We start from the raw sequence: 22,432 nt of genomic DNA, 5'->3' as shown, positions 1-22,432 counted from the left end.
AAAAACATGATGAAAATAGCGCGTCATGCTAAAATTCTTGATTTGATAGAGAGAAAACCGATAGAGACACAGGAAGAGCTTGCAGAGGAGTTGAAGAAAGAGGGAATAGATGTAACTCAGGCCACAGTGTCAAGGGATATAAAGGAATTAAGACTGGTAAAGGTTTTAACTGAAAATGGTCATTACAGGTATGCTCCATTAAAACAGCAGGATGAGGGTATAATGAACAGACTCACCACACTTTTAAGTGAATCTTTGGTAAGAGTGGATTATTCAGGGAATATAGTGGTGCTAAAGACTCTTTCCGGGACTGCTATGGCGGCAGCAGCAGCTATTGATGCCATCAACATGAATGAGATTGTTGGTTCGCTGGCTGGTGATGATACGATATTTCTCATTATCAGAGAAGGTTTTCTCGCCAGTGAGGTCGCAAACCGGTTTAATAAATACATCAAATAAGGTGATCTATAATGTTGCTATCTTTAAGTATAAAGAATTTTGCCTTGATTGAATCGATAGACGTTGATTTTACAGACGGCCTAAATATTTTTACCGGCGAAACTGGAGCTGGTAAGTCTATAATTATAGATGCAGTCAATGTACTTTTAGGTGGCAGGGCTGATAAGGACTACATAAGGACAGGTACAGACTCGGCATACATTGAAGGCAGCTTTGATATACAGATGGCGAACGAGGAACTATATTCAGCAATTACAGAAATAGGTCTAATGGATAGTGATGTCCTTATTATCAGCAGAGAGTTCAATCAGAACGGAAAGAGCGTCTCGAGGATTAACGGTAAACAATATCCGCTCAATGTAATAAAGAATATAAGCAGTAATCTATTAGAAATTGTTGGGCAAAACGAGAATCAGAGTCTTTTAAATGTGAATAATCACTTAAAGCTGCTGGATTCTTTTGGTAAAAATCAAATAAAGCAGCTCGTTAAAAATGTACAGGAACTTTGCAGCAGATTTGAGGAAAAGAATGATAGATTTACAGAGTTACATAATCAGGAAAGGGAAAAAGCTCGTACTATAGACCTTTTAGAGTATCAATTGAAGGATATCCGTTCTGCCAATTTACGCATTGGGGAGGACGAGGAATTAGAAGAGAGGATAAAAATAGTAAAAAATTCGAAGAAGATTTTTGAAACTTTAAAGGATTCTTATGAGAGATTATATGGGGGCACTGCGTCCGTTATTGACAACCTTGGTATTATAATGAATGGATTGGAGAAAATTAAAGACTTTAAGGAGTTTGTGGAGTTTTACAATACAGTGAGCAACAGTTATTATAATCTTGAGGATACTGCTAGAGAAATACGGAGTTATCTTGATACCTTTGAATATAATCCTGACGAACTTACATGGATAGAGGAGAGAATAAATCAGATAAACGAGTTGAAACGTAAGTATGGTGTTACTATAGAAGACATACTGAAATTTAAGGATAAAATCGAAAATGAGCTGTTAAGCTTAAAGAGCAATACTGAGGAATTGAGTAGACTTGGCGATGAGATAAGGGAAATTCAAAAACAGTATTTAGACAATGCATTAAAGTTGAGCGAAATGAGGAAAAAAATAGCTAAAGAACTGGAAATTAGAATCAAAGATGAACTTAAAGAATTAAATATGGGAAACTGCGTATTTAAGGTGGAGTTTAACTCCAATATGAATACAATAAGCCCAACCGGTATAGACAGGGTGGAGTTTTTAATATCGACAAACCCAGGGGAGCCATTAAAACCTCTGTCTAAAGTAGCATCGGGTGGTGAGATGTCGAGAATACTTTTGGCATTGAAGGTAGTCTTTGCGGATGCAGACAGAATCGGTACATTGATTTTTGATGAGATAGATAGTGGCATAAGCGGACATGCTGGACAAGCTGTGGCAACAAAGCTCATGGCTTTATCTAAAAGGCACCAGATAATATGCATAACGCACCTGCCTCAAATAGCCTCTATGGCGGATGAGCATTTTAAAATTGAGAAAATGGTTATAAAAAATTCAACTTTTACCAAGTTGAGGAAGTTAAATCTAAATGAGCGGATAACAGAACTCTCAAGGATGATAAGCGGCAGCAATATAACCGAAACCTCTATTAAAAATTCCCAGGAAATGCTAAAAATAGCACAATCCCTTAAAGATTCAGTTATGTCAAAGTAGTATATATACTACTTTTTTTGTTAGTATAAATCCCACTTTAAGAGGCCATTTTATAAATAGCCTTATTTTTTAAAGAAAAACGATAAGGCTTAAAGTGGGAGAGTGGTGAATTTGAATAAACAGAAAATATCGCAGATATTGGCTGTTTTTATTATTTTTTCATTGATTTTCATTGATCATGTATTTCCATTACGATATATAAATGATATGCCTGACGAAATAAGAGTTATGGAGGGGTCTCAGCAGAGTTTTGGTTTTAAATTACCAAGGGGGATTAAAATAGATTTTGACACAAGCTTCATACAGCTTGAGAGTGAGCCGCTTACTATAAATACAATAAAGGAAGGCAGTTCAAGCTTAGAGTTTTATCTGTTTGGGTTACTCCCACTTAAAAAAGTGACATTAGATGTTTTACCGGGTGTCTATGTGATACCTGGCGGTGAACCTATCGGAGTAAAGTTTAAAACTCGGGGGGTAATGGTTGTGGGACTTTCTGAGGTAATAGGTATTGACGATAGAGTATACAGGCCTGGCCGGGCAGCTGATATACAGACAGGAGATGTGATACTTTCTATTGACGGGCATGAAGTGAATTCTGCTGATGATATCACACTATGGCTCAATAAGGTTGGCAAGGATGAAGCGACATTAGTAGTTGAAAGAAATGATAAAATATTGGAGAAAAAGGTTAAAGCGATAAAGGCTAAGAGCGATAAAAACTTTAGATTGGGTTTATGGGTAAAGGACCATACGGCAGGTATAGGTACCCTTACCTTTGTTACTGGAGATGATAAAATGTTTGGCGCATTGGGTCATCCAATAACAGATTCGTCTACAGGAGAGATTATGACTCTAAGTGAAGGAGAAATATATAAAACTGAAATAACCTCTATAGAAGAGGGTAGAAGGAATAAACCTGGAGAAATTAGAGGGGTGTTCAAAGATGAAGCAACCCCAATAGGTTATATAGAAAAAAATACAGCTTTTGGCATATATGGCTATGTAAACGACTTCACTGGAAATAAAAGAATGATTCCTGTGGCCTTTAAATCTGAGGTGAGGACAGGCCCGGCAAAAATATTAATAGACCTGGACAATAATGGGATAAAGGCATATGATGTGGAAATACAGAAAACTGTTAACCAGAGTATACCCTCATCGAAGAGCATGATAATCAATGTGACAGATAAAGAGCTTCTCAAAAAGACTGGAGGAATAGTACAGGGGATGAGCGGTAGTCCAATAATACAGAATGGGAAACTTATAGGTGCTGTAACCCATGTGTTTGTAAATGACCCTACAAAAGGGTACGGTGTATATATAGAGTGGATGATGAGAGAGATAGAGACGGGTAAATACAAAACAGTTTCAGGATAAGTCGGAAAATTTCCGGCTTATTTTTTTATATAAATTATTTGGAAATCATAGCAGGAAAATACAAGTTATTGTCGAATATCTTAATATTGAATTTTGAATTTTGATTTAGAAAGGGTGCTTTAAAAATGGATAAGAAATACAGAATAGCTATAGTAGATGATAACAAGGAATTCTGTACAATTTTAAAGAGCTATCTTGAAAAAGAGGAGGATTTAGAGATAGTTGGGACTGCCAATGATGGCAATCAAGGACTCAAGATTATACAGGAAATGCAACCTGATCTTGTTATATTGGATATAATTATGCCATATTTAGATGGAATTGGTGTACTGGAAAAGATTTCATCTTTAGACTTGATAAAATTTCCGCGACTGATCATACTGTCAGCGATAGGACAGGATACAATCACTCAGAAAGCGATTTCCATGGGTATAGATTATTACATAGTAAAACCGTTTAACATGGATACATTACTACAGAGGGTCCGCGAGGTACTAAATATAAAAGAATCAAGGACGCTCAAGCTTTATGAGACCTCATCGTCAAAATACAAATGGAGAGAAGAACCAAACCTTGAGATCCTTGTTACCAACGTGATACACGAGGTTGGTATACCTGCACATATAAAAGGGTATATATACTTACGCGATGCAATAATAATGGTAATAGAAAATATGGACCTGCTTGGTGCAGTGACAAAAGAGTTATATCCGGCCATAGCCAAGAAATACAATACTACACCAAGTCGTGTTGAGAGGGCTATAAGACATGCAATTGAGGTGGCCTGGGGGAGGGGCAAGATCGAAACTATAGATAATATATTTGGATATACGATACAAAAGAATAAGGGTAAGCCGACAAATTCCGAATTTATTGCCATGATAGCCGATAAATTAAGACTGGAATTAAAAGTGAGCTGAGTTTTATCAGCTCATTATTTTTTACGTTTTTTATGTTATAATATATTCCTGATGGGGTTATTTTTACATGGGTGTGATCGCTGTGATAAAAGGGAATGCAAAAGTAGATAGAAGGACTAAAAACCTGGTCAAAAGGTTGAAAGCCGGTGATATTGCTGTAATCTATCACCGCGATTTGGATGAGGTTTCGGCAGAGGCCTTGGTAAAGGCAAGGGTAAAGGCTGTCATTAATGCAGATAGGTCTATCAGTGGTAGATATCCTAATGAAGGCCCTAAAATTTTAGTAGAAAATGGGATTAAGCTCTTTGATGGTGTTGGAGAGGAAGTTTTTTGCAAAATTAAAGACGGAGATCAGTTAGTTATAGATGAAGAAGAAATCATTTGCAATGATGTACCTATAGGTAAAGGTACAATTCTCGATATGGAAAAAATTGAGAATTTAATGGAAGAATCATACAAAAATCTTGACCGGGAGCTGGACAGGTTCATTGAAAATACCCTGGAATATGCAAAAAAGGAAAAGGAGTTTTTTATAAAGAAGGTTAAATTTCCAAAACCTGTAATAAATCTATCTAAGAGGCATGTACTTGTAGTGGTTAGAGGTAAAGATTTCAAAGAGGATCTCAATGCTTTGCATGCCTATATAGATGAGATGAGACCGGTACTGATTGGTGTAGATGGCGGAGGAGATGCCCTCTTAGAGAATGGGTATATTCCCGACATAATTGTTGGTGACATGGACAGTGTTTCAGACAAGTGCCTAAAAAGCTGTAAACAGATAATTGTACATGCCTATCCTGACGGGAGGGCGCCAGGGCTTCAGAGGGTCAGGGAACTTGGGCTTGAGGCAGATGTAGTGCCAATGCCTGGTACCAGTGAAGATATTGCATTGCTGATGGCATATGAGATGGGTGCGGACCTGATTGTGGCTCTTGGCACACACTCGAATATGATAGATTTTCTCGAAAAGGGTCGTAAGGGTATGGCAAGCACTTTTCTGGTAAGACTAAAGGTTGGGTCCAAACTGGTGGATGCCAAAGGCGTTAACAAGCTGTACAGGTCAGGGGTTAAAACAAGTTATATACTGGGGATAGCCTTATCAGCACTTCTGCCTATAACTGTAATATTTTTAATGTCTCCACCCATGCAGCAATTTTTGAATATTATAAGACTCCGATTAAAACTAATTTTAGGTATATGAAGGGATGATCATGTGATTGTAAATATAAAGTTCTATGTCATAACAATAGCTTCCATATTTCTTGCACTGGGGGTTGGCATTTTCATTGGATTTAATTTAGACAGTCAGGAACTTTATGTTGAACAACAGAATTCATTAATTGAGGAAATGACACAGAGGTTTGATGAGATAAAACAGGAGAATATAGACCTAAACAATAAGTTAAATGATCTTCAAAATAACCTTAACCTATACGAAAAATACACAAATACACTTTTCCCGATGTTTGCCAAAGATAGGCTTAATGGCCTCAATGTGGCTATCATTGAAACGTCTGATGACTATATTTATTCTTCACTGAAAAATACCCTTACAAGTGCAGGTGCAGCCGTGACAAATATAACATCTATACATAGCAAGGTTAAAGACTCTGCCTCAGACCAGGTTTTAAAGGACATGATTAAAAAGAAACTTCAATTTGATAGTGTAGATGATAAGGATATGCCAGGTCTTGTAAGTCAGATAATAGCTGACAATATTGCTACCAACAAATATGATGATATTATGAAGTACCTGGCATATAATGGGTATATTGAAACATATGGAAATTATTCTCAAGCGATAGACTATGTTATAATTGCCGGAGGAAGTCTTGATGAGGATGATAACCTTTCCGCACTGATTGATATTCCGGTGATAAGGACAATTAAAAAGTATCAGATACCGGTCATAGGAGTCGAGAGGAGTGATGTTAAGATATCGTATATAGATAGTTATAAGAAGGAGAAGATATCTACCGTAGATAACGTCGAACATGTGATTGGTGAGACCTCACTGATTCTGGTTATGCAGGGTATGGATGGAAATTTTGGGATTAAAGAGTCGGCTTCTGCGCTGATGCCATCGGCAAATTGAGGTGGTATTTTTGAAGATAGGTGTTATTATTCCCTGTTATAATGAAGGGGATACAATAGAAAAGACAATAAGATCACTAATGGAGACAGGCATCTTTAATGAAATAATTGTAGTTGATGACGGGTCTGACGATGACACATCTGTAAAAGCGAGGGAAATGGGCGTTAAATGTATAAGATTGGATAAGAACACTGGAAAAGGCGGGGCAGTGAGGGAAGGACTTAAGGCTATTGACTCTGAGATAGTGGTACTTATAGACGGGGATGTTGGTGAATCTGCCGGTGAGATATATAAGGTGGTAATGCCAGTTATGAATAATGCTGCAGATGTAGCGATTGCTGCTTTTCCAAAGGCCAAAAAGAAGGGCGGTTTTGGATTAGTAAAGGGGTTAACCCGTATGGGTATTAAACTTTTAACCGGAAAAGAGGTTCACTCTGCGCTTTCGGGACAAAGAGCATATAAAAGGGAAGTGCTGGAAAAACTGTGGATTCCCGACGGATATGGGATGGAATTTGCAATGACTGTAGAGGCGCTCAGGAATGGCTATAGGATTGCTGAGGTAGAGGTTAATATGACCCACAGGGTTACTGGTAGGAGCTTGAGAGACTTTTTGCACAGGGGAAGGCAGTTTTTAGACATATTTAGGGCACTTATACACGAAGTTTTGAGGTGACGGTTATGGGGTATATTATTTCCCTGGTAATATCTGTAATTGCATCTTTGGTGTTTAAGCCGTTAATTAGAAATTTGTTAGTGGAAAAAGGATGTGTGAATAAAAATTACATGGGCAATTATATACCTGTGGGAATGGGGCTGATGTTTATTCCGGTTGTTGTATTGAGCTCCATACCACTTTATTTTGTCATAAAAAGCAATAGCCTGCTTGAGGCCTACATTATTGGTATAGCAGTAATGGGTTTGACAGGTTTTATTGATGATGTACTGGGAGATGCAAGTGCAAAGGGTCTTAAGGGACATATTTCCAGGCTTTTAAAGGGGGAACTGACTACAGGCGGGCTGAAAGCTATAATGGGATTGCTGGTAGCTGTTTTTATTTCCGTAAGTTTAAGCAGGTCTATGCGTGAATTTATTGTGGATACTATGATAATTACCCTCACTACAAACTTTTTAAATCTGCTTGACTTAAGGCCAGGCCGTTCTATAAAAGGATTTTTGCTTATTATTTTATTTGTGGTAGCAACCTCTTTTACAGGGAACATGGTTATAATAATGCCACTCTTGTGTGCAGTTCTCATATACATGTTAGATGACTTAAAAGCTAATTCTATGCTTGGGGATACCGGATCCAACATGCTGGGGGTATCAGCAGGCCTGATCTTTGCTGCCTTTGGGTCATGGTCAGCAAAGCTTATATGGCTTGTGTTCTTGATTTTTATTCATATATATACGGAGAAGTATTCTCTTTCAAAATTGATAGAGCATAATAAAGCTCTGAGGTTTTTAGATGATTTAGGAAGATAAATGGCATATATTCCTCCCTTCAAGTGTAAATATTTTATAGATTTGTTTTTAGGGAGGAACGTATGATCAAGGGAAGAATTCTATTAACAATGTTGACATTAGCCTTGCTGTTACTTATTATATCTCCTTTGGTGATACATGGAAAAGACAACAATGGTCCTGAATATAAGATATTGATAGATATAGAGGAGGCTAAACTTTACCTTTTAAAGGATAATGTACTTGTAAAGTCTTACCCCATTGCTACAGGGAAATATGATACCCCATCGCCAATAGGATATTTCAGGATAATACATAAGGCAAGATGGGGTGGGGGATTTGGAACAAGATGGATGGGGCTTGATGTACCATGGGGAAAGTATGGGATACATGGTACAAATAATCCAGGTTCCATTGGATGGGCAACGTCCCATGGCTGCTTCAGAATGCGAAATAAGGATGTAGAGGAACTCTATGAAATTGTGTCTGTAGGGGTACCAGTAATTATATATGGCGGGCAATATGGTTTGTTGGGGAATGGTTATCGTAAACTTATACCAGGTGACAGGGGTTCCCATATCTTAGCTGTTCAGATAAAGTTGAAACAGTTGGGGTATTATACAGGAAATCTTGATGGCATTTATGGTGTGGGTATGGAAAGGGCGCTATTGAAGTTTAAGCGGGATAATGGCCTTCCCTATGATAAGGATATAACTAAGAGTACTTACAGGGCATTAGGGTTAGAACTCTTTGAATAATAGAGGGATGATTTATGATAAGACTAAGGACTGGCATCATTACGCAGGTGGTTTATGATAGCAAAGATATTCAAGAAATCCTGGTCAATACAGAAAAAGAAAATGTAAGGGCGATAAACTATCCTTCTCTTACCGGGAGGGTAGAGGTAGGAGAAAGTGTTGTTTTAAATGCTACAGCTACCTCCTTGAAGTTAGGAACTGGAGGGTATGATTTTGTGGTAGCCAACATCAGCAGGGATAAACTTGACGAGGCATTGGGACCAGGTCACATCATGAAGCTAAGATACACACCCTTGCAACACAGTATACTCAGTGTGGAAGAGGATGAGAGCCCGTGGAGAGATGCTATATTGCATTTTAAAGACCTTGCAGGGTCTTATGTAATCATATGCCCGTTGCACAGCATGATGGCTATAACCGCTGTATCAATAAAGTATATCTCAGACCTTAAGATAACATACATAATGACTGACGGAGGAGCACTGCCCATATCATTTAGTCAGTTGGTGAGAGAATTAAAAGGTAAGGGCATAATTGATAATACTATAACGGTTGGTCAGGCTTTCGGTGGAGACTATGAAGCAGTTAATATATACACTGGCCTCATCACGGCTAAGGATGTCTGCAAATCCGATGTAATACTTGTGTCTATGGGACCAGGCATAACAGGCACAGGTACTAAATATGGATTTTCGGGGGTTGAAGCTGGGTACATCATCGATGCAGTCTATGGTTTTAAGGGGGTTCCTGTGTATTTGCCGCGTCTGAGCTTTGCTGACAGCAGGGATAGACATAGAGGTGTCAGTCACCATTCCATGACTGTCTTAAAAGAACTGTGCCATTCTCCCTGTGATATTATATTTCCTTATATGGATGAACCTTTTTTAAAAATGATAGATGGACAGATAGAGGATTTACGGTCTGTGGGAAGATATAGAATCTTCACAGAAGATGGGGGCTATATAAAAGAAGCGATGAACTATTTTGACATTAATATCAGTACAATGGGCAGAAAATATGAGGATGACCCGTATTTTTACGAGCTGTGCGCAGCCTCTGCGAGATTTGTAGTTAATAACATAAAATTAAACCATAATGAGGGTGAGGAAAATAAATGGACAAAAGAGAGATAACCATAAAAAGTCAAAAAATATATGATGGCAGAATTATAAACTTGAGAGTTGATGAGGTGTTGCTACCCAACGGAAGGGTAGCAGGTAGAGAAATCGTGGAACATAAAGGAGCTGTTGCTGTTGTACCCATTACCATTGACAATAAGGTCGTAATGGTAAAACAGTATAGGAAGCCTGCTGAGGATGAGTTATGGGAGATACCGGCCGGCAAGCTGGAGGCTGGGGAACAACCAGAGGAATGTGCTAAGAGGGAATTAGAAGAGGAAACTGGATACTCAGGGGAGATAAAAAAGATATATGAGTTTTATACGTCACCAGGCTTTTCTGACGAATATATATACCTCTATCTTGCGACTGGACTTGTCCCTGGCAAGCAACACCTTGACCCTGATGAGTTGCTTGATATGCAGGAGTTTAGTATGGAAGAGATAAAGGATATGCTAACCTCGGGTGCGATTAGGGACGCCAAAACCATAATAGGAATAGAGTATATTTTAATGGAGTCAATGGGCTAAAAATCCTCCATTGACTCTATTAATTCACCCCATCTTGCATAGTAGTCTTCCAAGTCTGCTTTAAGCAGGTTATATCTTTTTACAGTTTCTATGGCAGTGTTTTCATCCTGGTAAATTTTAGGGTTACCCATCTTTTCTTCCAGTATTCTGATTTCAGTTTCTGTATCTTCTATCATCTGTTCCATTTCCTTTAATTTTTGTCTTAATTCTCTTCTTTCATTTATTGATTCTCTCTGCTTTTTAAACATGAGGGAACGCTCTGTTTTGCTCAGCGTATCTGTCTCTTTTTCTGGATTATTTAGCCTGTGTTTTTTATCAATGTAGTAAGAATAATTTCCAAGATATTCTGTAATGCTGCCATTTTCCAGTTCAAAAATTTTATTTGCTATTTTGTTTATAAAATATCTGTCATGAGATACAAATAATATGGTGCCGGTATATCTTTTTAGGGCGTCTTCTATCACTTCTTTGGATGGTATGTCTAAATGGTTTGTTGGCTCATCAAGCAGTAAAAAATTAGCCTTTGATATAACAAGTTTTGCCAGAGATAGCCTTATAAGTTCACCACCACTCAAAGTAGAAACTTTTTTAAAAACATCGTCACCGGTAAAGAGAAAATAACTTAGAATGCTTCTAACCTCGAACTGTCTTAGTGAGGAATCTGCAGACCATATCTCCTCCATGAGGTTGTTGTCAAAATTAAGATCTGTCCTTTCCTGGCTGAGGTAACCGATCTGAACCCTGTTTCCAAATATTATTTCTCCCCCTGTCTGCTTTAATTGACCAGCAATTATTTTTAAAAGGGTACTCTTGCCTGTACCATTCGGACCAATAAGTGCAATTTTTTCACCTTTGCCTATAGTGAAATTAATATTTTCAAATATTCTGTTTTGATCAAAATACATTGACAGGTTGCTTGATTTGACCACTATATTGCTCGATTCAAACTGCAGTTTAAGATCAAGCCGCATCTTTGACTGTTCTTGTGGTTTTTCAATCTTTTCTATTTTTTTCAGCATCTTTTCTCTGCTGGAAGCGATTTTGATGCTCTTTTCAGTGCCTCTATTTCTCTGGACACTTATGATATTCATAAGTCTGTTTATTTCCCTTTGTTGGATCATATAGTTTTTTTCAAGTTGTTTTCTTTTTTCTTCTTTTAATTTAATAAAGGTATCGTAATTTCCATTATATGTGTCAAGGGTATGGTGATGTATATCAAATATTTTATTTACAAAACTGTTTAAAAAGTACCTATCGTGAGAGACAACTATAACCGCCCCATTGTAATTTTTTAGATAATCCTCCAGCCATTCACAAGAAGGTATATCAAGATAGTTTGTAGGCTCGTCAAGGAGTAAGAGGTCAGGCTTTTTCTGCAGTATTTTTGCAAGGTTTATTTTATTTTTCTGGCCACCACTAAACTCAACAATAGGTCTGTTGTAGTCATTTTTGGGAAAACCCAATCCGTCAAGAGTTTTACGTATAATACTTTCATACGCATATCCATTTCTATTTTCATATTCTGTCCTGAGGTACTCATATTCATCAAACAGCCGGTCATTTATTTTGCCTTGAAGACCCAGCTCAGATATTTTGTTTTCAATGTTTTTAAGCTGTCTCTCTATTGTTTTAATGTCTTCGTATTCATTGAACATCTCTTCCCAGAGCGTATTCTCTGAAGTTATTATTGTATTTTGTTCGAGGTAACCTATAGATATGTCTGAGGCAAAAATAAGATTGCCTGAATTATAGTCCATATGTCCTGCAATAATTTTTAAAAGAGTGGACTTGCCGCACCCATTATTTCCAACCACGCCGATATGGTCATTTCCCTCAACAACAAAGCTTACATTTATTAGCACATCATTGATGCCAAAACTTTTTGTTAAATTTTCACACCGTAATATTGCCATTGTCTATACCCCCAATAAGAAAATTTTATCAGATTGTTTAACTTTTTTAAACCATATCTTAAGGTAATATTGTCCATTTTATATTCATATCTATTATAGGGATAGGGGGTAATTCGCTTGGTAGGACAACTTTGGAGTGTGTTTGTCAAACATTTTAAAAACCATATATATTTATACTTTCTATGTACACTTTTTACATATATTGGTATTATTACCGGCTATATGAGTACCGGGTCGCTATCTGATATTCAGCGCAGTGAGCTCCTAAACTATATTAACGGTTTTTTTCAATTGTTTATTGACACTGATGTGAGCAGCTCGGAGGTTTTTACCCAGTCCCTGATAAACAATTTTCAGATAGCTTTTATTATATGGATTCTCGGGGCTACATTTATCTGCATTCCTCTTATCTTAATTGTCATGGGAATCAGGGGGTTTGTATTCGGCTTTACCCTTTCCTTTCTTGTAAATAATTTGCAGAAAAACGGTATTGCCTTTGCTCTTTTATCCCTGCTACCTTCCAATATATTTATTATTCCCGGGTTAATTATTATGGGTGTGATATCAATTAATTTTTCTCTGTACATATTCAGAAACAGATCCAGTGGCATATCCAATATTTTCAAGGATTTTATTGCATATACGCTTGTTATGGCAGCGGTTTTTATGATAATAGTTATAGGTTCGCTGATAGAGGGTTATTTCTCAATATATTTGATTAAAGTTGTTATCAGTTGACAATTCCATATTCAAAGTGTTAATATATACAAGAGTAATCCTTTAAGTTGACCCTGTGAGGTCGATAAGGAGTGAAGAACGGAATACCGTTATTAAACTTCTTATCGGCTCGGATAAGAAGTTTTTTATTAGAGGAGGTGAAGGTAAGTGAGGTTTAAAGCTGAAATAATGGATGAAAAGGCGATGAACAGGGCTATAACCAGGATGGCACATGAAATAATTGAAAAGAATAAGGAAGTTTCAGACGTGGTTCTGGTTGGAATTAAAAGGAGAGGCTATCCGTTGGCTCAAAGGATTGGCCGGGAGATATTTAATATTGAAGGTGAGCTGGTTCCTATAGGGGCAGTTGATATAACATTTTATAGGGATGATCTGAAGGAAGCATATAAGGACCCGAGGGTGCATAAAGAGGAACTCGATTTTGACGTTAATGATAAAATAGTTGTGCTGGTAGATGATGTAATTTATACAGGAAGGACAGCTAGAGCCGCCATGGAGGCATTGATTCATCACGGGAGACCGCAGAAAATTCAGCTGGCTGTTCTGGTGGATAGAGGGCACAGGGAGTTGCCTATAAGGCCGGATTATGTTGGTAAGAATGTGCCTACATCAAAGAGTGAGATCATAGCAGTAGAGGTAGTTGAGATAGATGGGATCAATAGGGTAACAATAAACGAGATGTAAAAAACTTTAATTTAGCCCTTGAGAGGCTAGAAAGGGGAAATCTTATGGAAAATATTATTAAAGCTACAAAGGCAAAGGAAAGTGTAGAAGAAATCAGTGGAGTTAAGTTACTCATAGTGGGCATCCAACATCTATTCACTATGTTTGGAGCCACTGTGCTTGTGCCACTTACTACTGGTATGAATGTTTCTGTTGCACTTTTTACTGCTGGAGTAGGAACACTGCTTTTTCATCTGATTACCAGGTTTGAGGTGCCTATATTTTTGGGGTCTTCCTTTGCGTATATTGCACCTATTATATTGGTTTCAAAGAACATGGGTGGATTGCAGTATGCTCAGGGTGGCATAATTGTAGCAGGTCTTCTGTATGTAGTATTTGCGGCACTGGTAAAGATTATCGGGGCAGAGAAAATAAAAAAATTGTTGCCACCGATAGTGACTGGTCCAATAATTATGGTTATTGGTTTGAACCTAGCACCGACTGCTGTTAATATGGCAAGCGAAAACTGGCTTTTGGCCGGTATAGCATTCGCAACTGTAGTTGTTGTCAACATGTATGCGAAAGGATTCTTTAAGGTTATACCTGTGCTGTTTGGACTGGCTGCAGGTTATATTGCTTCAGCTATTCTTGGATATGTAGATTACACGCCAATCATTGAGGCTAAATGGTTTGCAATGCCTGCCTTTACTTTTCCAAAGTTTAGCTGGGATGCAATAGCTGTAATAGCGCCTGTGGCTCTGGTAACTGCAATTGAGCATATAGGGGATGTGCTTTCTGTCAGCGAGACTGTGGGAAAAGATTTTATAAAGAGGCCTGGCCTTAGTGTTACTCTTTTGGGAGATGGTCTTGCAACCGCACTGGCAGCTCTATTAGGTGGGCCTGCAAATACCACATATTCTGAGAACACCGGTGTACTGGCTCTTACGAAGATCTACAATCCTGTTGTTATGGAGATAGCTGCGATATCCGCTATATGCATATCAGTTATAGGAAAGTTTGGCGCTGTTATTTCTACAATTCCTCAGCCGGTAATAGGGGGTATTTCCATCGTATTGTTTGGTATGATTTCAAGTATTGGAATAAAGACCATTGTTAATAACAATCTTGATTTTGGCAAGACAAGAAATTTGCTAATAGCAGCAACAATACTCGTTCTTGGAATCGGAGGAGCCGTATTTGACCTTGGTGGAAATATAAAGCTGGCAGGTATGAGTTTGGGTGCTATTGCGGGCATTATTTTAAATCTTATACTGCCTGAAGAATAAAAGAGAGAGCGATTTAACTCTCTCTTTTTACCTTACTTCTAATATTGCAAATTTCAAATAGTTGGTCTCTCTTGAGGCTGGCAAAATTGGGTGGTCTTTGGCCTGGCCGCGAAACTCTATCAATCGCAACTTTCTTTTGGTATCCCTTGCTGCATCGACTATGATATTTAAAAATTCCTCGCGATTTATATGCTGGGAACATGAGGATGTGATTAAAATTCCTCCGGGTGGCAACAGTTTCATGGCCCTTAAGTTGATTTCTTTATAGCCACGATACGCATTCCCTACTGTTTTGCTGCTCTTGGTAAACGCCGGCGGGTCAAGAATGATTACATCATATTTTTTCCCCTCTTCATCGTATTCCTTGAGCATATCAAATACGTTTGCTTCTTTGAATGTGCAGATTTCCGATACATTGTTGAGCTCAGCGTTTTTCTTTGCAATTTCAAGTACATTTGGTGATATATCTATCCCCATTACGCTTGCAGCACCAAAGAAGGCTGCATGTACTGAGAAAGAACCGGTATTGCAAAAACAGTCAAGTACATTAGCACCCTGTACAAAGGATTTTATCGACATTCTATTTTCTTTTTGATCTAAAAAATATCCTGTTTTCTGGCCATTTTTCATATCCACCCAGAATTTTAACCCGTTTTCTTCAAATTGCTGCATTGGATCAAAACTGCCGTAAAGATATCCGCTTTGCTGTTTTATACCTTCCAGTTCCCTTACAGGAACATCATTTCTCTCATATATGCCTTTAGGGGCTATTATGTCTATGAGTACATCAACAACAACCTGTTTAAATTTTTCAATTCCTATTGTAAGTGACTGAAGTACAAGATAGTCACCAAACTTATCCACTATAAGACCGGGGAGGCCATCTGCTTCGCCATAAATCAAACGACAGGAAGATATATCCATAATTCTCTTTCTATATTCACATGCCTCAACAACTTTATTCCTGATGAAATTTTCATCGATATTTTCATCTTTATTTCTGGTAAGCAGCCTGATACGTATTTTAGACTTAGGGCTTATAAAACCCTTCCCAATAAACTTCTTTTTGTAATCGTAAACCTCCACCACATCACCCGGAGAATATTCCCCTTCAACCAGAGATATTTCATTATCAAATATCCATGGATGTCCATTTAATATCCTATCAATATTTATTCTTTTTAAATATAATTTTGCCATACTACCCTGATTCAAAAACATGACCGTATTTTTGACAGTTAAACGGTCATTTCTCAGGTTTTCACTCCCTTCGTATTGAATTTACTGTTGATGAGAAATTTTGTCACTTTGAGTTATGTCCGTTATGGTTACCATGCATAATTGAGAAACAGGTTATTGCAGGTTTAATTTCTCTGCTATTTCTCATTATGGCATTGCTCCTGTAGTCAATTACCGTAGTGATTTTTATCATGGACGGTTGCTATCCCGTACTATTTACTCCCCAAAATTTTCATAGCATATTATTTTTGATATAATTAATTAAGGGTGATAAAAATGGAAATAATTGCTCTTGTGCCAGCATTCAATGAGGCTCCCAGAATCGCTAAGGTGCTTGATATATTAACGGATATAGATTACATAAATTCAGTGTATGTGATAGATGATGGATCTATTGATAAAACCTCAGAGGTAGCAGAACAATATAATGTAATTCTCCTAAGACATATCCAAAACCTCGGTAAAGGTGCTGCGCTTCAAACAGCCATTAGACTCACCAGTGCTGACTACTACCTGTTTATAGACGCTGACCTGATAGGGCTAACAGCTAAACACATAGATGCTTTAATAGAACCACTTTTCAAAGATGATAAAACGGTAATGAGCATTGGCACGTTTAAACGAGGCGGTAAGACATCCGTCAATTTAGCCCAAAAATATTTTTACATATTGAACGGGCAAAGATGTCTTAGAGGAAGTTTTGCAAAAGAACTCCCAGACATATCATGGACTCGATTCGGCGTTGAGGTTTTTATTAGCAAATATGCTGCGATGAAAAATTATAAAGTATGCTATCCTGATCTTACAGGACTTACACACTATCGTAAAGAGGAAAAAATGGGTTTCATGCGAGGATTTCTATATAGATTACAGATGTACAGGGAAATTCTGCATACCTATAAAGAATTTCAACATCATGTTTAATCCTCAATTCTTTTCAAGGATTTAATTTTTTCTTCTATAGGTGTTATAAAAATAGTTTTCTGGTTAGTGTAAATTACCCTTCCTGGTTTTGCACCAGAGGGCTTCTTTACAAATTTCTTTAATGTATAGTCTACAGGGACATTGCTGGAGTGTCTTGCCTTGCTATAATAAGCCGCCAGTGTTGCCGCCTCATCTAGGGTCTCGTCTGTTATATTGTTCCCATTTGTTTTTATAATTACATGGGAACCTGGGATATCTTTTGTATGAAGCCATATGTCATTTGCCGATGAGAGCCTCAGCGTAAGTTCATCATTCTGATAATTATTTTTGCCCACATATATATCGTAACCGTCAGAAGACAAAAAATGGCGCGGCTTTGATTTGATTGTCAACACCTTCTTTTTACTGTCCTGCTTAATATAGCCAATAGCTTCCAGTTCGTTTTTTATCTCTTCAATTTCATTGATGCTGTCTATATTTTGAAGGTTATTTAACTCAGATTCGAGGAATTCTATCTCTTCTATTGTCTCTTCTATCTGTTCCTCAATGTACTTAATTGAATTTTTAAGTTTATTGTATTTTTTATAATAGCGCTGGGCATTTTCTACCGGGCTCAATGATGGGTCTAAAGGGATTTCTATTGGGCTGGTGGATTCAGAAAATATATTAACCACATTTATAGACTTCATTCCCTTATGAATATTGCTCAAATTTGCCATTATAAGGTCTGCATATTCCTTGTATTTATCTCTTTCTTTGCCAGAAGCGAGTTCATCTTGGAGGTTTTCTAACTTTCTATAACACCTGTCGAGGTTACTATTAATTATCTTTAAAAGTGAACTGGACCTGTCGTTTATAAGTCCTTTAAGTTCTTTTATACTATAAAACTCATCGACCATAAGCGACATACTGTTAAATCTTATGGAATCGAACATATCAAAATTAAAGGGCAAAAAGTCTTTATATTCATTTTTTTCCAGATAAAGGGTTGGTTCATACTGGTTGTTCTGGAGTTTATTTTTTATCTTAATAATCTCATCAATTACTCTATCCATATTTTTTATATCCACATTATCTGAAGGATTGAGTTTACAGGACATTAAAATGGCGTTGGCAAGAAAACCGCTAAAACCCTCAAGGCTTTTAACTATATGATTTGACATAGATCCAGTCGATGGTATATTTAGGGCTCCTATAATGTCTTCATTGTTTGATGAAAGCAGATTAAGTTTGTTCTGGGGTGGTGGATATACATATTTTTCACCTGGCATTACCCACCTTACTCTACTCATCTCTGGGTCTACATGTCTTAGTGAGTCAATGATTTTGTATTCTTTATCGGTTAATATTATGTTAGAGTATTTTCCCATAATCTCGATATATAGCATTAATATTTCATCTTTCCAACTTTTAAAGGTAATCTCTATAATCCTATCCAATCCCTTTTGCTTTATATCAATTATTTCCCCACTTTCGAGATATTTCCGAAGAAGCATGCAAAAAGGTGGCGGATTAACCGGATTCTTTTTGTCAGTTGTTGTAATGCAGATTCTTGAAAGCACAGGGTGAGAATTTATTAACAGTTTTATATTTTCCTGTGGTTTTCGCAGATGAAGTAAGATTTCATATCTATCAGGTTGGTATATCTTTTCTATCTTACTGCCTATAATAGTATTTTTAAGTTCGTAAACCAGAGCATGTAGACCTAATCCATCCAGTGGCATTAAAACACCTCCCATACGTATACATAGTATATCACGGGTTATCCATTTTTAAAAGTTTAAGAAGATAAACTTTAGTGTATGGCAAAATTGTTTTAATGAGCCCGTTGAGTTTTGTGCTATTCAGGTAAATTTTATTAATAAAATCTACTTTTATAATAACTGTGTTTGGGATATAATTTTCTACAAAAGGATTTGGGAGGTTTGTTATGGAATTTGTTAAAATGCATGGAACTGGCAACGACTTTATTTTAATAAATGAAGTTGAGGTAGGATGGCAAGACATAGGCAACATTGCTAAGAGGTTATGTGATCGGCATTTCGGAATTGGGGCAGACGGACTTATATTGGTATGTAAATCAAATAAATTTGATGCACGTATGAGAATAATTAATGCTGATGGTAGCGAAGCAGAGATGTGTGGGAATGGGATAAGATGCTTTGCAAAGTATGTATATGATAGAAAAATTGTAACAAAAAAGAAAATGGAAATAGAGACCTTATCCGGGGTTGTCAGGCCTGAGGTTGTTACTGATGATAATGATAAGGTAAGAATGGTACGGGTGGATATGGGGGTACCTCACTTGGAGCCAGACAGTGTTCCTGTTAGATGGGAGGGCCGTTTGATAAATGAACCAATAGCATTTGGTGATAAAACCTTACATATTTCATCTGTGAATACAGGTGTACCGCATACTGTTATTTTTGTCAGTGATATCGACAGCTTTCCAATAGAAGTTTATGGTCCTGTAATAGAGAAATATAATATATTTCCTGTAGGAACAAATGTAAACTTTGTCCAGGTAATGAACAGGAAGAGGTTGATGGTTAGGACATGGGAAAGGGGAGTCGGCATGACTATGGCATGTGGCTCAGGAGCCTGTGCCTCGGCTTTTATTTCAAATGTCTTAGGATATATTGAGAGGGAAGTAATTGTATCCCTGCCTGGAGGCGATCTGTTTGTGGAGGTTAACAATAATATATATATGACAGGGCCATGCGTCGAAGTATTTCATGGAGACATTAGTTTGTGGTCTTAAAAATCAATATTGCATTAAGTAACAATAATGAGTAAAATAGATATAAGATAAGCTTGGGGGATTATTAAAGAGCAAATCACATGTATTTGCCGTGAATAAAATAATTTGCCTTAAAATAATTGGAGGTTGTTTTATGAATATAAAACTTATTAATATTGGCTTTGGCAATATAGTTTCTGCCAATAGATTGGTAGCCATAGTGAGTCCCGAATCTGCCCCAATAAAGAGGATAATTCAAGAAGCGAGGGATAGGGGTATGCTCATTGATGCTACATATGGTCGCAGAACAAGGGCAGTTATTATAACCGATAGCGACCATGTAATACTTTGTGCAGTTCAACCAGAGACAGTGGCCAACCGTTTAAACTCAAAGGATGAAGAAATAGAAGAGAATGAGAGTCTTTCAGATGAATAAGGTGAAAATATCATGAACAAGGGTATATTGATAGTCATATCTGGGCCCTCAGGAGCGGGAAAGGGTACCATTTGCAAAGAGGTACTCAAAAGGGACCCGTCGTTATGTCTCAGTGTGTCAGCCACAACACGTAAGCCCAGGTCAGGGGAGAAGGAGGGCGTAAATTACTATTTTTTAGATAAGGCTGAGTTTGAAGAAATGATAAAAAACGATCAATTCTTAGAATGGGCAGAAGTTTATGGAAACTATTATGGTACCCCTAAATCATATGTGGAAGAAAAATTAAAAGAAGGCAGGGAAGTGATATTGGAGATTGATATACAGGGTGCCATGAAGGCAAGAGAGAAATTTCCTGATGGGGTATTCATATTTATTGTACCACCATCAATGGACGAACTGGAAAAGAGGATTAAAGGTAGGGCTACGGAGACAGATGAAGAAATCAAGTTGCGTTTTTCGAAAGCTTTTTCAGAATTGAAGTATATTACGAAGTATGATTATATAGTGGTAAATGACGCAGTAAGTGAAGCGGCACAGAAAGTATTAGCGATTATAACAGCTGAGAAATGCAAGGTAGAAAGGAATCTGGACTTATATTTAAGACTTGAGAATGTATAGGGAGGGAAATTCATCATGATTTATCCTGCGATTAATGATTTATTAGAGAGGGTTGACAGCAGATATACACTGTCTACACTTGTGGCTAAGCGCGCTAGACAGTTGGTAGATGGAGCACCAAAGTTTGTTGATATAGATTCTACCAATCCTGTAACTATTGCAACCTATGAGGTTTACGAAGGTAAAATTACTTATGAAAGGCAGAAGTATGGTATAAAATGATTGGTGTAGATGTTTTAAACAATAAAAATATTGTACTGGGCGTAACAGGTAGCATAGCTGCTTATAAAGCAGCTGATATTGTCAGCAGGTTAAAAAAATTAAAGGCTAATGTTAATGTCATTATGACAGAAAGCGCTACGAAATTTATCAGCCCCTTGACATTGCAGATCCTCTCATCAAATTATGTCGCTGTTGGTATGTTTGATGAGGTGAAATCATGGGAGATCGAACATATTTCACTGGCTACGAAAGCCGATATTTTTGTTATAGCTCCAGCCACAGCAAATATAATTGGAAAAATTGCCAATGGCATAGCTGATGATCTGTTGACAACCACCGTTATGGCTACAAAAGCCCCTGTTTTAATTGCACCTGCAATGAATGTGAATATGTATGAGAATAAGATTACTCAAGAGAATATCAACAAATTAAAGTCTCTTGGATACAAATTTATAGAACCAGCTACAGGGATTTTGGCCTGTGGGGTATATGGGAAAGGAAAGCTGGCAGATGTGGATGATATAATTAGTGGTATTGTAGAAACATTATCTGTGACTCAGCATAAAGACCTGGCCGGCGTCCATTTGATAGTTACTGCAGGTCCTACTCAGGAACCCATTGATCCTGTAAGATATATAACTAATCGGTCATCAGGCAAGATGGGCTATTCTATAGCTGAAAGAGCACATAAGAGGGGCGCTGAAGTTTTGCTTATTACAGGGCCCACAGGCCTACCGGCTGTGGATGGGATAAAGACCATAAATATAAAGACGTGCGAAGAGATGCTTGAACAGGTGAGGCATAATTTCGAATGGGCAGATGCAGTTATTATGGCTGCAGCAGTTGCGGATTACAGACCGGAATATGTTTCAGAACAAAAGATTAAAAAAGATGATGATGCCATCATGTTGAAACTTGTTAAGAATCCAGACATTCTGGAACAGCTTGGTAAGATAAAAGGGAATAAAAAACTTGTGGGTTTTGCTGCAGAGACAGAAGCTCTCTATGAGAATGCTAAGAAAAAGATAGACAAAAAAAATCTGGATATGATAGTTGCAAATGATGTAACAGAAAAAGGTGCTGGTTTTGAGGTTGATACTAACATAATAAGCATAATTGACCGCGATGGCAAAGTCACAAAGTATCCGCTCATGAGCAAGATGCAGGTTGCGGATGCCATTTTAGACAGAATGTTGGACATATTAAAATAACTGGGTAAATCCCAG

At 37.5% G+C, this 22,432-nt stretch carries 23 protein-coding genes; 20 read left to right on the top strand and 3 right to left on the bottom strand.

What is annotated here, in order from left to right:
* Positions 1-6: 6 nt before the first annotated feature.
* From FWJ32_RS00690 to FWJ32_RS00640, 11 genes are all read left to right on the top strand, one after another.
* Positions 7-459 carry an arginine repressor gene (locus FWJ32_RS00690; RefSeq protein ID WP_149544056.1) on the top strand — a complete coding sequence of 151 codons (453 nt, stop codon included), beginning with the start codon at positions 7-9 and terminating at the stop codon, positions 457-459.
* An 11-nt stretch (positions 460-470) separates the two neighbouring features.
* A complete protein-coding gene (gene recN, locus FWJ32_RS00685; protein ID WP_149544055.1) occupies positions 471-2,168 on the top strand; it encodes a DNA repair protein RecN in 1,698 nt (565 codons plus the stop codon).
* 111 nt (positions 2,169-2,279) lie between these two features.
* Positions 2,280-3,545: a SpoIVB peptidase gene (spoIVB, locus tag FWJ32_RS00680; RefSeq protein ID WP_162523446.1), complete on the top strand. Its 1,266-nt coding sequence runs from the start codon at positions 2,280-2,282 to the stop codon at positions 3,543-3,545.
* 125 nt (positions 3,546-3,670) lie between these two features.
* Positions 3,671-4,465: a sporulation transcription factor Spo0A gene (gene spo0A, locus FWJ32_RS00675; RefSeq protein WP_149544053.1), complete on the top strand. Its 795-nt coding sequence runs from the start codon at positions 3,671-3,673 to the stop codon at positions 4,463-4,465.
* A gap of 67 nt (positions 4,466-4,532) precedes the next feature.
* A complete protein-coding gene (gene steA / locus FWJ32_RS00670; protein WP_149544052.1) occupies positions 4,533-5,666 on the top strand; it encodes a putative cytokinetic ring protein SteA in 1,134 nt (377 codons plus the stop codon).
* A gap of 12 nt (positions 5,667-5,678) precedes the next feature.
* Positions 5,679-6,560: a copper transporter gene (locus FWJ32_RS00665; RefSeq protein ID WP_149544051.1), complete on the top strand. Its 882-nt coding sequence runs from the start codon at positions 5,679-5,681 to the stop codon at positions 6,558-6,560.
* 1 nt (position 6,561) lies between these two features.
* Complete coding sequence (locus FWJ32_RS00660; RefSeq protein WP_149544050.1) at positions 6,562-7,233, top strand: glycosyltransferase family 2 protein; 672 nt, start codon at positions 6,562-6,564, stop codon at positions 7,231-7,233.
* 5 nt (positions 7,234-7,238) lie between these two features.
* Positions 7,239-8,042 (top strand): hypothetical protein, encoded by an 804-nt coding sequence (locus FWJ32_RS00655; RefSeq protein WP_149544049.1) that lies wholly within the window; start codon positions 7,239-7,241, stop codon positions 8,040-8,042.
* 62 nt (positions 8,043-8,104) lie between these two features.
* The gene (locus FWJ32_RS00650) at positions 8,105-8,779 is read left to right on the top strand and encodes a L,D-transpeptidase family protein (RefSeq protein WP_149544048.1); all 675 of its coding nucleotides are present in this window, start codon (positions 8,105-8,107) and stop codon (positions 8,777-8,779) included.
* A gap of 14 nt (positions 8,780-8,793) precedes the next feature.
* Positions 8,794-9,912, top strand: coding sequence for a DUF3866 family protein (locus tag FWJ32_RS00645; protein ID WP_149544047.1), 1,119 nt, complete (start codon positions 8,794-8,796; stop codon positions 9,910-9,912).
* Complete coding sequence (locus FWJ32_RS00640; RefSeq protein ID WP_149544046.1) at positions 9,894-10,427, top strand: NUDIX hydrolase; 534 nt, start codon at positions 9,894-9,896, stop codon at positions 10,425-10,427. The genes FWJ32_RS00645 and FWJ32_RS00640 overlap by 19 nt, the downstream gene beginning before the upstream one ends.
* On the opposite strand, the gene abc-f is transcribed toward FWJ32_RS00640, so the two are convergent.
* Positions 10,424-12,340 carry a ribosomal protection-like ABC-F family protein gene (gene abc-f, locus FWJ32_RS00635; protein ID WP_149544045.1) on the bottom strand — a complete coding sequence of 639 codons (1,917 nt, stop codon included), beginning with the start codon at positions 12,338-12,340 and terminating at the stop codon, positions 10,424-10,426. The two genes, FWJ32_RS00640 and abc-f, sit on opposite strands and share 4 nt — an antisense overlap.
* Before the next feature lie 117 nt (positions 12,341-12,457).
* Between abc-f and spoIIM the strand changes: the two genes are divergently transcribed.
* The 3 genes from spoIIM to FWJ32_RS00620 all read left to right on the top strand — a co-directional run bounded on the left by spoIIM (position 12,458) and on the right by FWJ32_RS00620 (position 15,027).
* Positions 12,458-13,078: a stage II sporulation protein M gene (gene spoIIM, locus FWJ32_RS00630; RefSeq protein ID WP_162523445.1), complete on the top strand. Its 621-nt coding sequence runs from the start codon at positions 12,458-12,460 to the stop codon at positions 13,076-13,078.
* Between the two features lie 147 nt (positions 13,079-13,225).
* Positions 13,226-13,762: a bifunctional pyr operon transcriptional regulator/uracil phosphoribosyltransferase PyrR gene (pyrR, locus tag FWJ32_RS00625; RefSeq protein WP_149544044.1), complete on the top strand. Its 537-nt coding sequence runs from the start codon at positions 13,226-13,228 to the stop codon at positions 13,760-13,762.
* A gap of 44 nt (positions 13,763-13,806) precedes the next feature.
* Positions 13,807-15,027 (top strand): uracil-xanthine permease family protein, encoded by a 1,221-nt coding sequence (locus FWJ32_RS00620; protein ID WP_149544043.1) that lies wholly within the window; start codon positions 13,807-13,809, stop codon positions 15,025-15,027.
* A 27-nt stretch (positions 15,028-15,054) separates the two neighbouring features.
* Here FWJ32_RS00620 and FWJ32_RS00615 read toward each other — a convergent pair whose 3' ends face one another.
* A complete protein-coding gene (locus tag FWJ32_RS00615) occupies positions 15,055-16,227 on the bottom strand; it encodes a class I SAM-dependent rRNA methyltransferase (RefSeq protein WP_149544042.1) in 1,173 nt (390 codons plus the stop codon).
* A gap of 315 nt (positions 16,228-16,542) precedes the next feature.
* Between FWJ32_RS00615 and FWJ32_RS00610 the strand changes: the two genes are divergently transcribed.
* Positions 16,543-17,190: a glycosyltransferase family 2 protein gene (locus tag FWJ32_RS00610; protein ID WP_149544041.1), complete on the top strand. Its 648-nt coding sequence runs from the start codon at positions 16,543-16,545 to the stop codon at positions 17,188-17,190.
* Here FWJ32_RS00610 and FWJ32_RS00605 read toward each other — a convergent pair.
* Positions 17,187-18,914: an Rqc2 family fibronectin-binding protein gene (locus FWJ32_RS00605; RefSeq protein WP_162523444.1), complete on the bottom strand. Its 1,728-nt coding sequence runs from the start codon at positions 18,912-18,914 to the stop codon at positions 17,187-17,189. The two genes, FWJ32_RS00610 and FWJ32_RS00605, sit on opposite strands and share 4 nt — an antisense overlap.
* A 206-nt stretch (positions 18,915-19,120) precedes the next feature.
* Between FWJ32_RS00605 and dapF the strand changes: the two genes are divergently transcribed.
* The 5 genes from dapF (at position 19,121) to coaBC (ending at position 22,417) form a co-directional block, all read left to right on the top strand.
* The gene (dapF, locus tag FWJ32_RS00600; protein ID WP_149544039.1) at positions 19,121-19,951 is read left to right on the top strand and encodes a diaminopimelate epimerase; all 831 of its coding nucleotides are present in this window, start codon (positions 19,121-19,123) and stop codon (positions 19,949-19,951) included.
* A 133-nt stretch (positions 19,952-20,084) separates the two neighbouring features.
* Positions 20,085-20,366: an extracellular matrix/biofilm regulator RemA gene (gene remA, locus FWJ32_RS00595; protein WP_149544038.1), complete on the top strand. Its 282-nt coding sequence runs from the start codon at positions 20,085-20,087 to the stop codon at positions 20,364-20,366.
* 12 nt (positions 20,367-20,378) lie between these two features.
* Entirely contained in the window at positions 20,379-20,984 is a 606-nt protein-coding gene (gmk, locus tag FWJ32_RS00590; RefSeq protein WP_149544037.1) for a guanylate kinase, read from the top strand.
* A 15-nt stretch (positions 20,985-20,999) separates the two neighbouring features.
* Positions 21,000-21,206 carry a DNA-directed RNA polymerase subunit omega gene (gene rpoZ, locus FWJ32_RS00585; RefSeq protein WP_420837930.1) on the top strand — a complete coding sequence of 69 codons (207 nt, stop codon included), beginning with the start codon at positions 21,000-21,002 and terminating at the stop codon, positions 21,204-21,206.
* Positions 21,203-22,417: a bifunctional phosphopantothenoylcysteine decarboxylase/phosphopantothenate--cysteine ligase CoaBC gene (coaBC, locus tag FWJ32_RS00580; RefSeq protein WP_149544035.1), complete on the top strand. Its 1,215-nt coding sequence runs from the start codon at positions 21,203-21,205 to the stop codon at positions 22,415-22,417. Before rpoZ ends, coaBC begins: the two co-directional genes overlap by 4 nt.
* Positions 22,418-22,432: the final 15 nt, after the last annotated feature.

The organism is Calorimonas adulescens, from assembly GCF_008274215.1.
GTDB classification, from domain to species: domain Bacteria; phylum Bacillota; class Thermoanaerobacteria; order Thermoanaerobacterales; family UBA4877; genus Calorimonas; species Calorimonas adulescens.
The sequence above is the reverse complement of the archived record's forward strand: the minus strand, read 5'-3'. Positions and strand labels throughout refer to the sequence as shown.

Coding starts and splice junctions, on each gene's coding strand:
- abc-f (WP_149544045.1), bottom strand. CDS start 12,340: ATGGCAATATTACGGTGTGAAAATTTAACAAAAAGTTTTGGCATCAAT.
- FWJ32_RS00620 (WP_149544043.1), top strand. CDS start 13,807: ATGGAAAATATTATTAAAGCTACAAAGGCAAAGGAAAGTGTAGAAGAA.
- FWJ32_RS00615 (WP_149544042.1), bottom strand. CDS start 16,227: ATGGCAAAATTATATTTAAAAAGAATAAATATTGATAGGATATTAAAT.
- spo0A (WP_149544053.1), top strand. CDS start 3,671: ATGGATAAGAAATACAGAATAGCTATAGTAGATGATAACAAGGAATTC.
- FWJ32_RS00610 (WP_149544041.1), top strand. CDS start 16,543: ATGGAAATAATTGCTCTTGTGCCAGCATTCAATGAGGCTCCCAGAATC.
- FWJ32_RS00690 (WP_149544056.1), top strand. CDS start 7: ATGATGAAAATAGCGCGTCATGCTAAAATTCTTGATTTGATAGAGAGA.
- rpoZ (WP_420837930.1), top strand. CDS start 21,000: ATGATTTATCCTGCGATTAATGATTTATTAGAGAGGGTTGACAGCAGA.
- gmk (WP_149544037.1), top strand. CDS start 20,379: ATGAACAAGGGTATATTGATAGTCATATCTGGGCCCTCAGGAGCGGGA.
- steA (WP_149544052.1), top strand. CDS start 4,533: ATGGGTGTGATCGCTGTGATAAAAGGGAATGCAAAAGTAGATAGAAGG.
- dapF (WP_149544039.1), top strand. CDS start 19,121: ATGGAATTTGTTAAAATGCATGGAACTGGCAACGACTTTATTTTAATA.
- recN (WP_149544055.1), top strand. CDS start 471: ATGTTGCTATCTTTAAGTATAAAGAATTTTGCCTTGATTGAATCGATA.
- coaBC (WP_149544035.1), top strand. CDS start 21,203: ATGATTGGTGTAGATGTTTTAAACAATAAAAATATTGTACTGGGCGTA.
- FWJ32_RS00645 (WP_149544047.1), top strand. CDS start 8,794: ATGATAAGACTAAGGACTGGCATCATTACGCAGGTGGTTTATGATAGC.
- FWJ32_RS00640 (WP_149544046.1), top strand. CDS start 9,894: ATGGACAAAAGAGAGATAACCATAAAAAGTCAAAAAATATATGATGGC.
- remA (WP_149544038.1), top strand. CDS start 20,085: ATGAATATAAAACTTATTAATATTGGCTTTGGCAATATAGTTTCTGCC.
- FWJ32_RS00605 (WP_162523444.1), bottom strand. CDS start 18,914: ATGCCACTGGATGGATTAGGTCTACATGCTCTGGTTTACGAACTTAAA.
- FWJ32_RS00655 (WP_149544049.1), top strand. CDS start 7,239: ATGGGGTATATTATTTCCCTGGTAATATCTGTAATTGCATCTTTGGTG.
- FWJ32_RS00650 (WP_149544048.1), top strand. CDS start 8,105: ATGATCAAGGGAAGAATTCTATTAACAATGTTGACATTAGCCTTGCTG.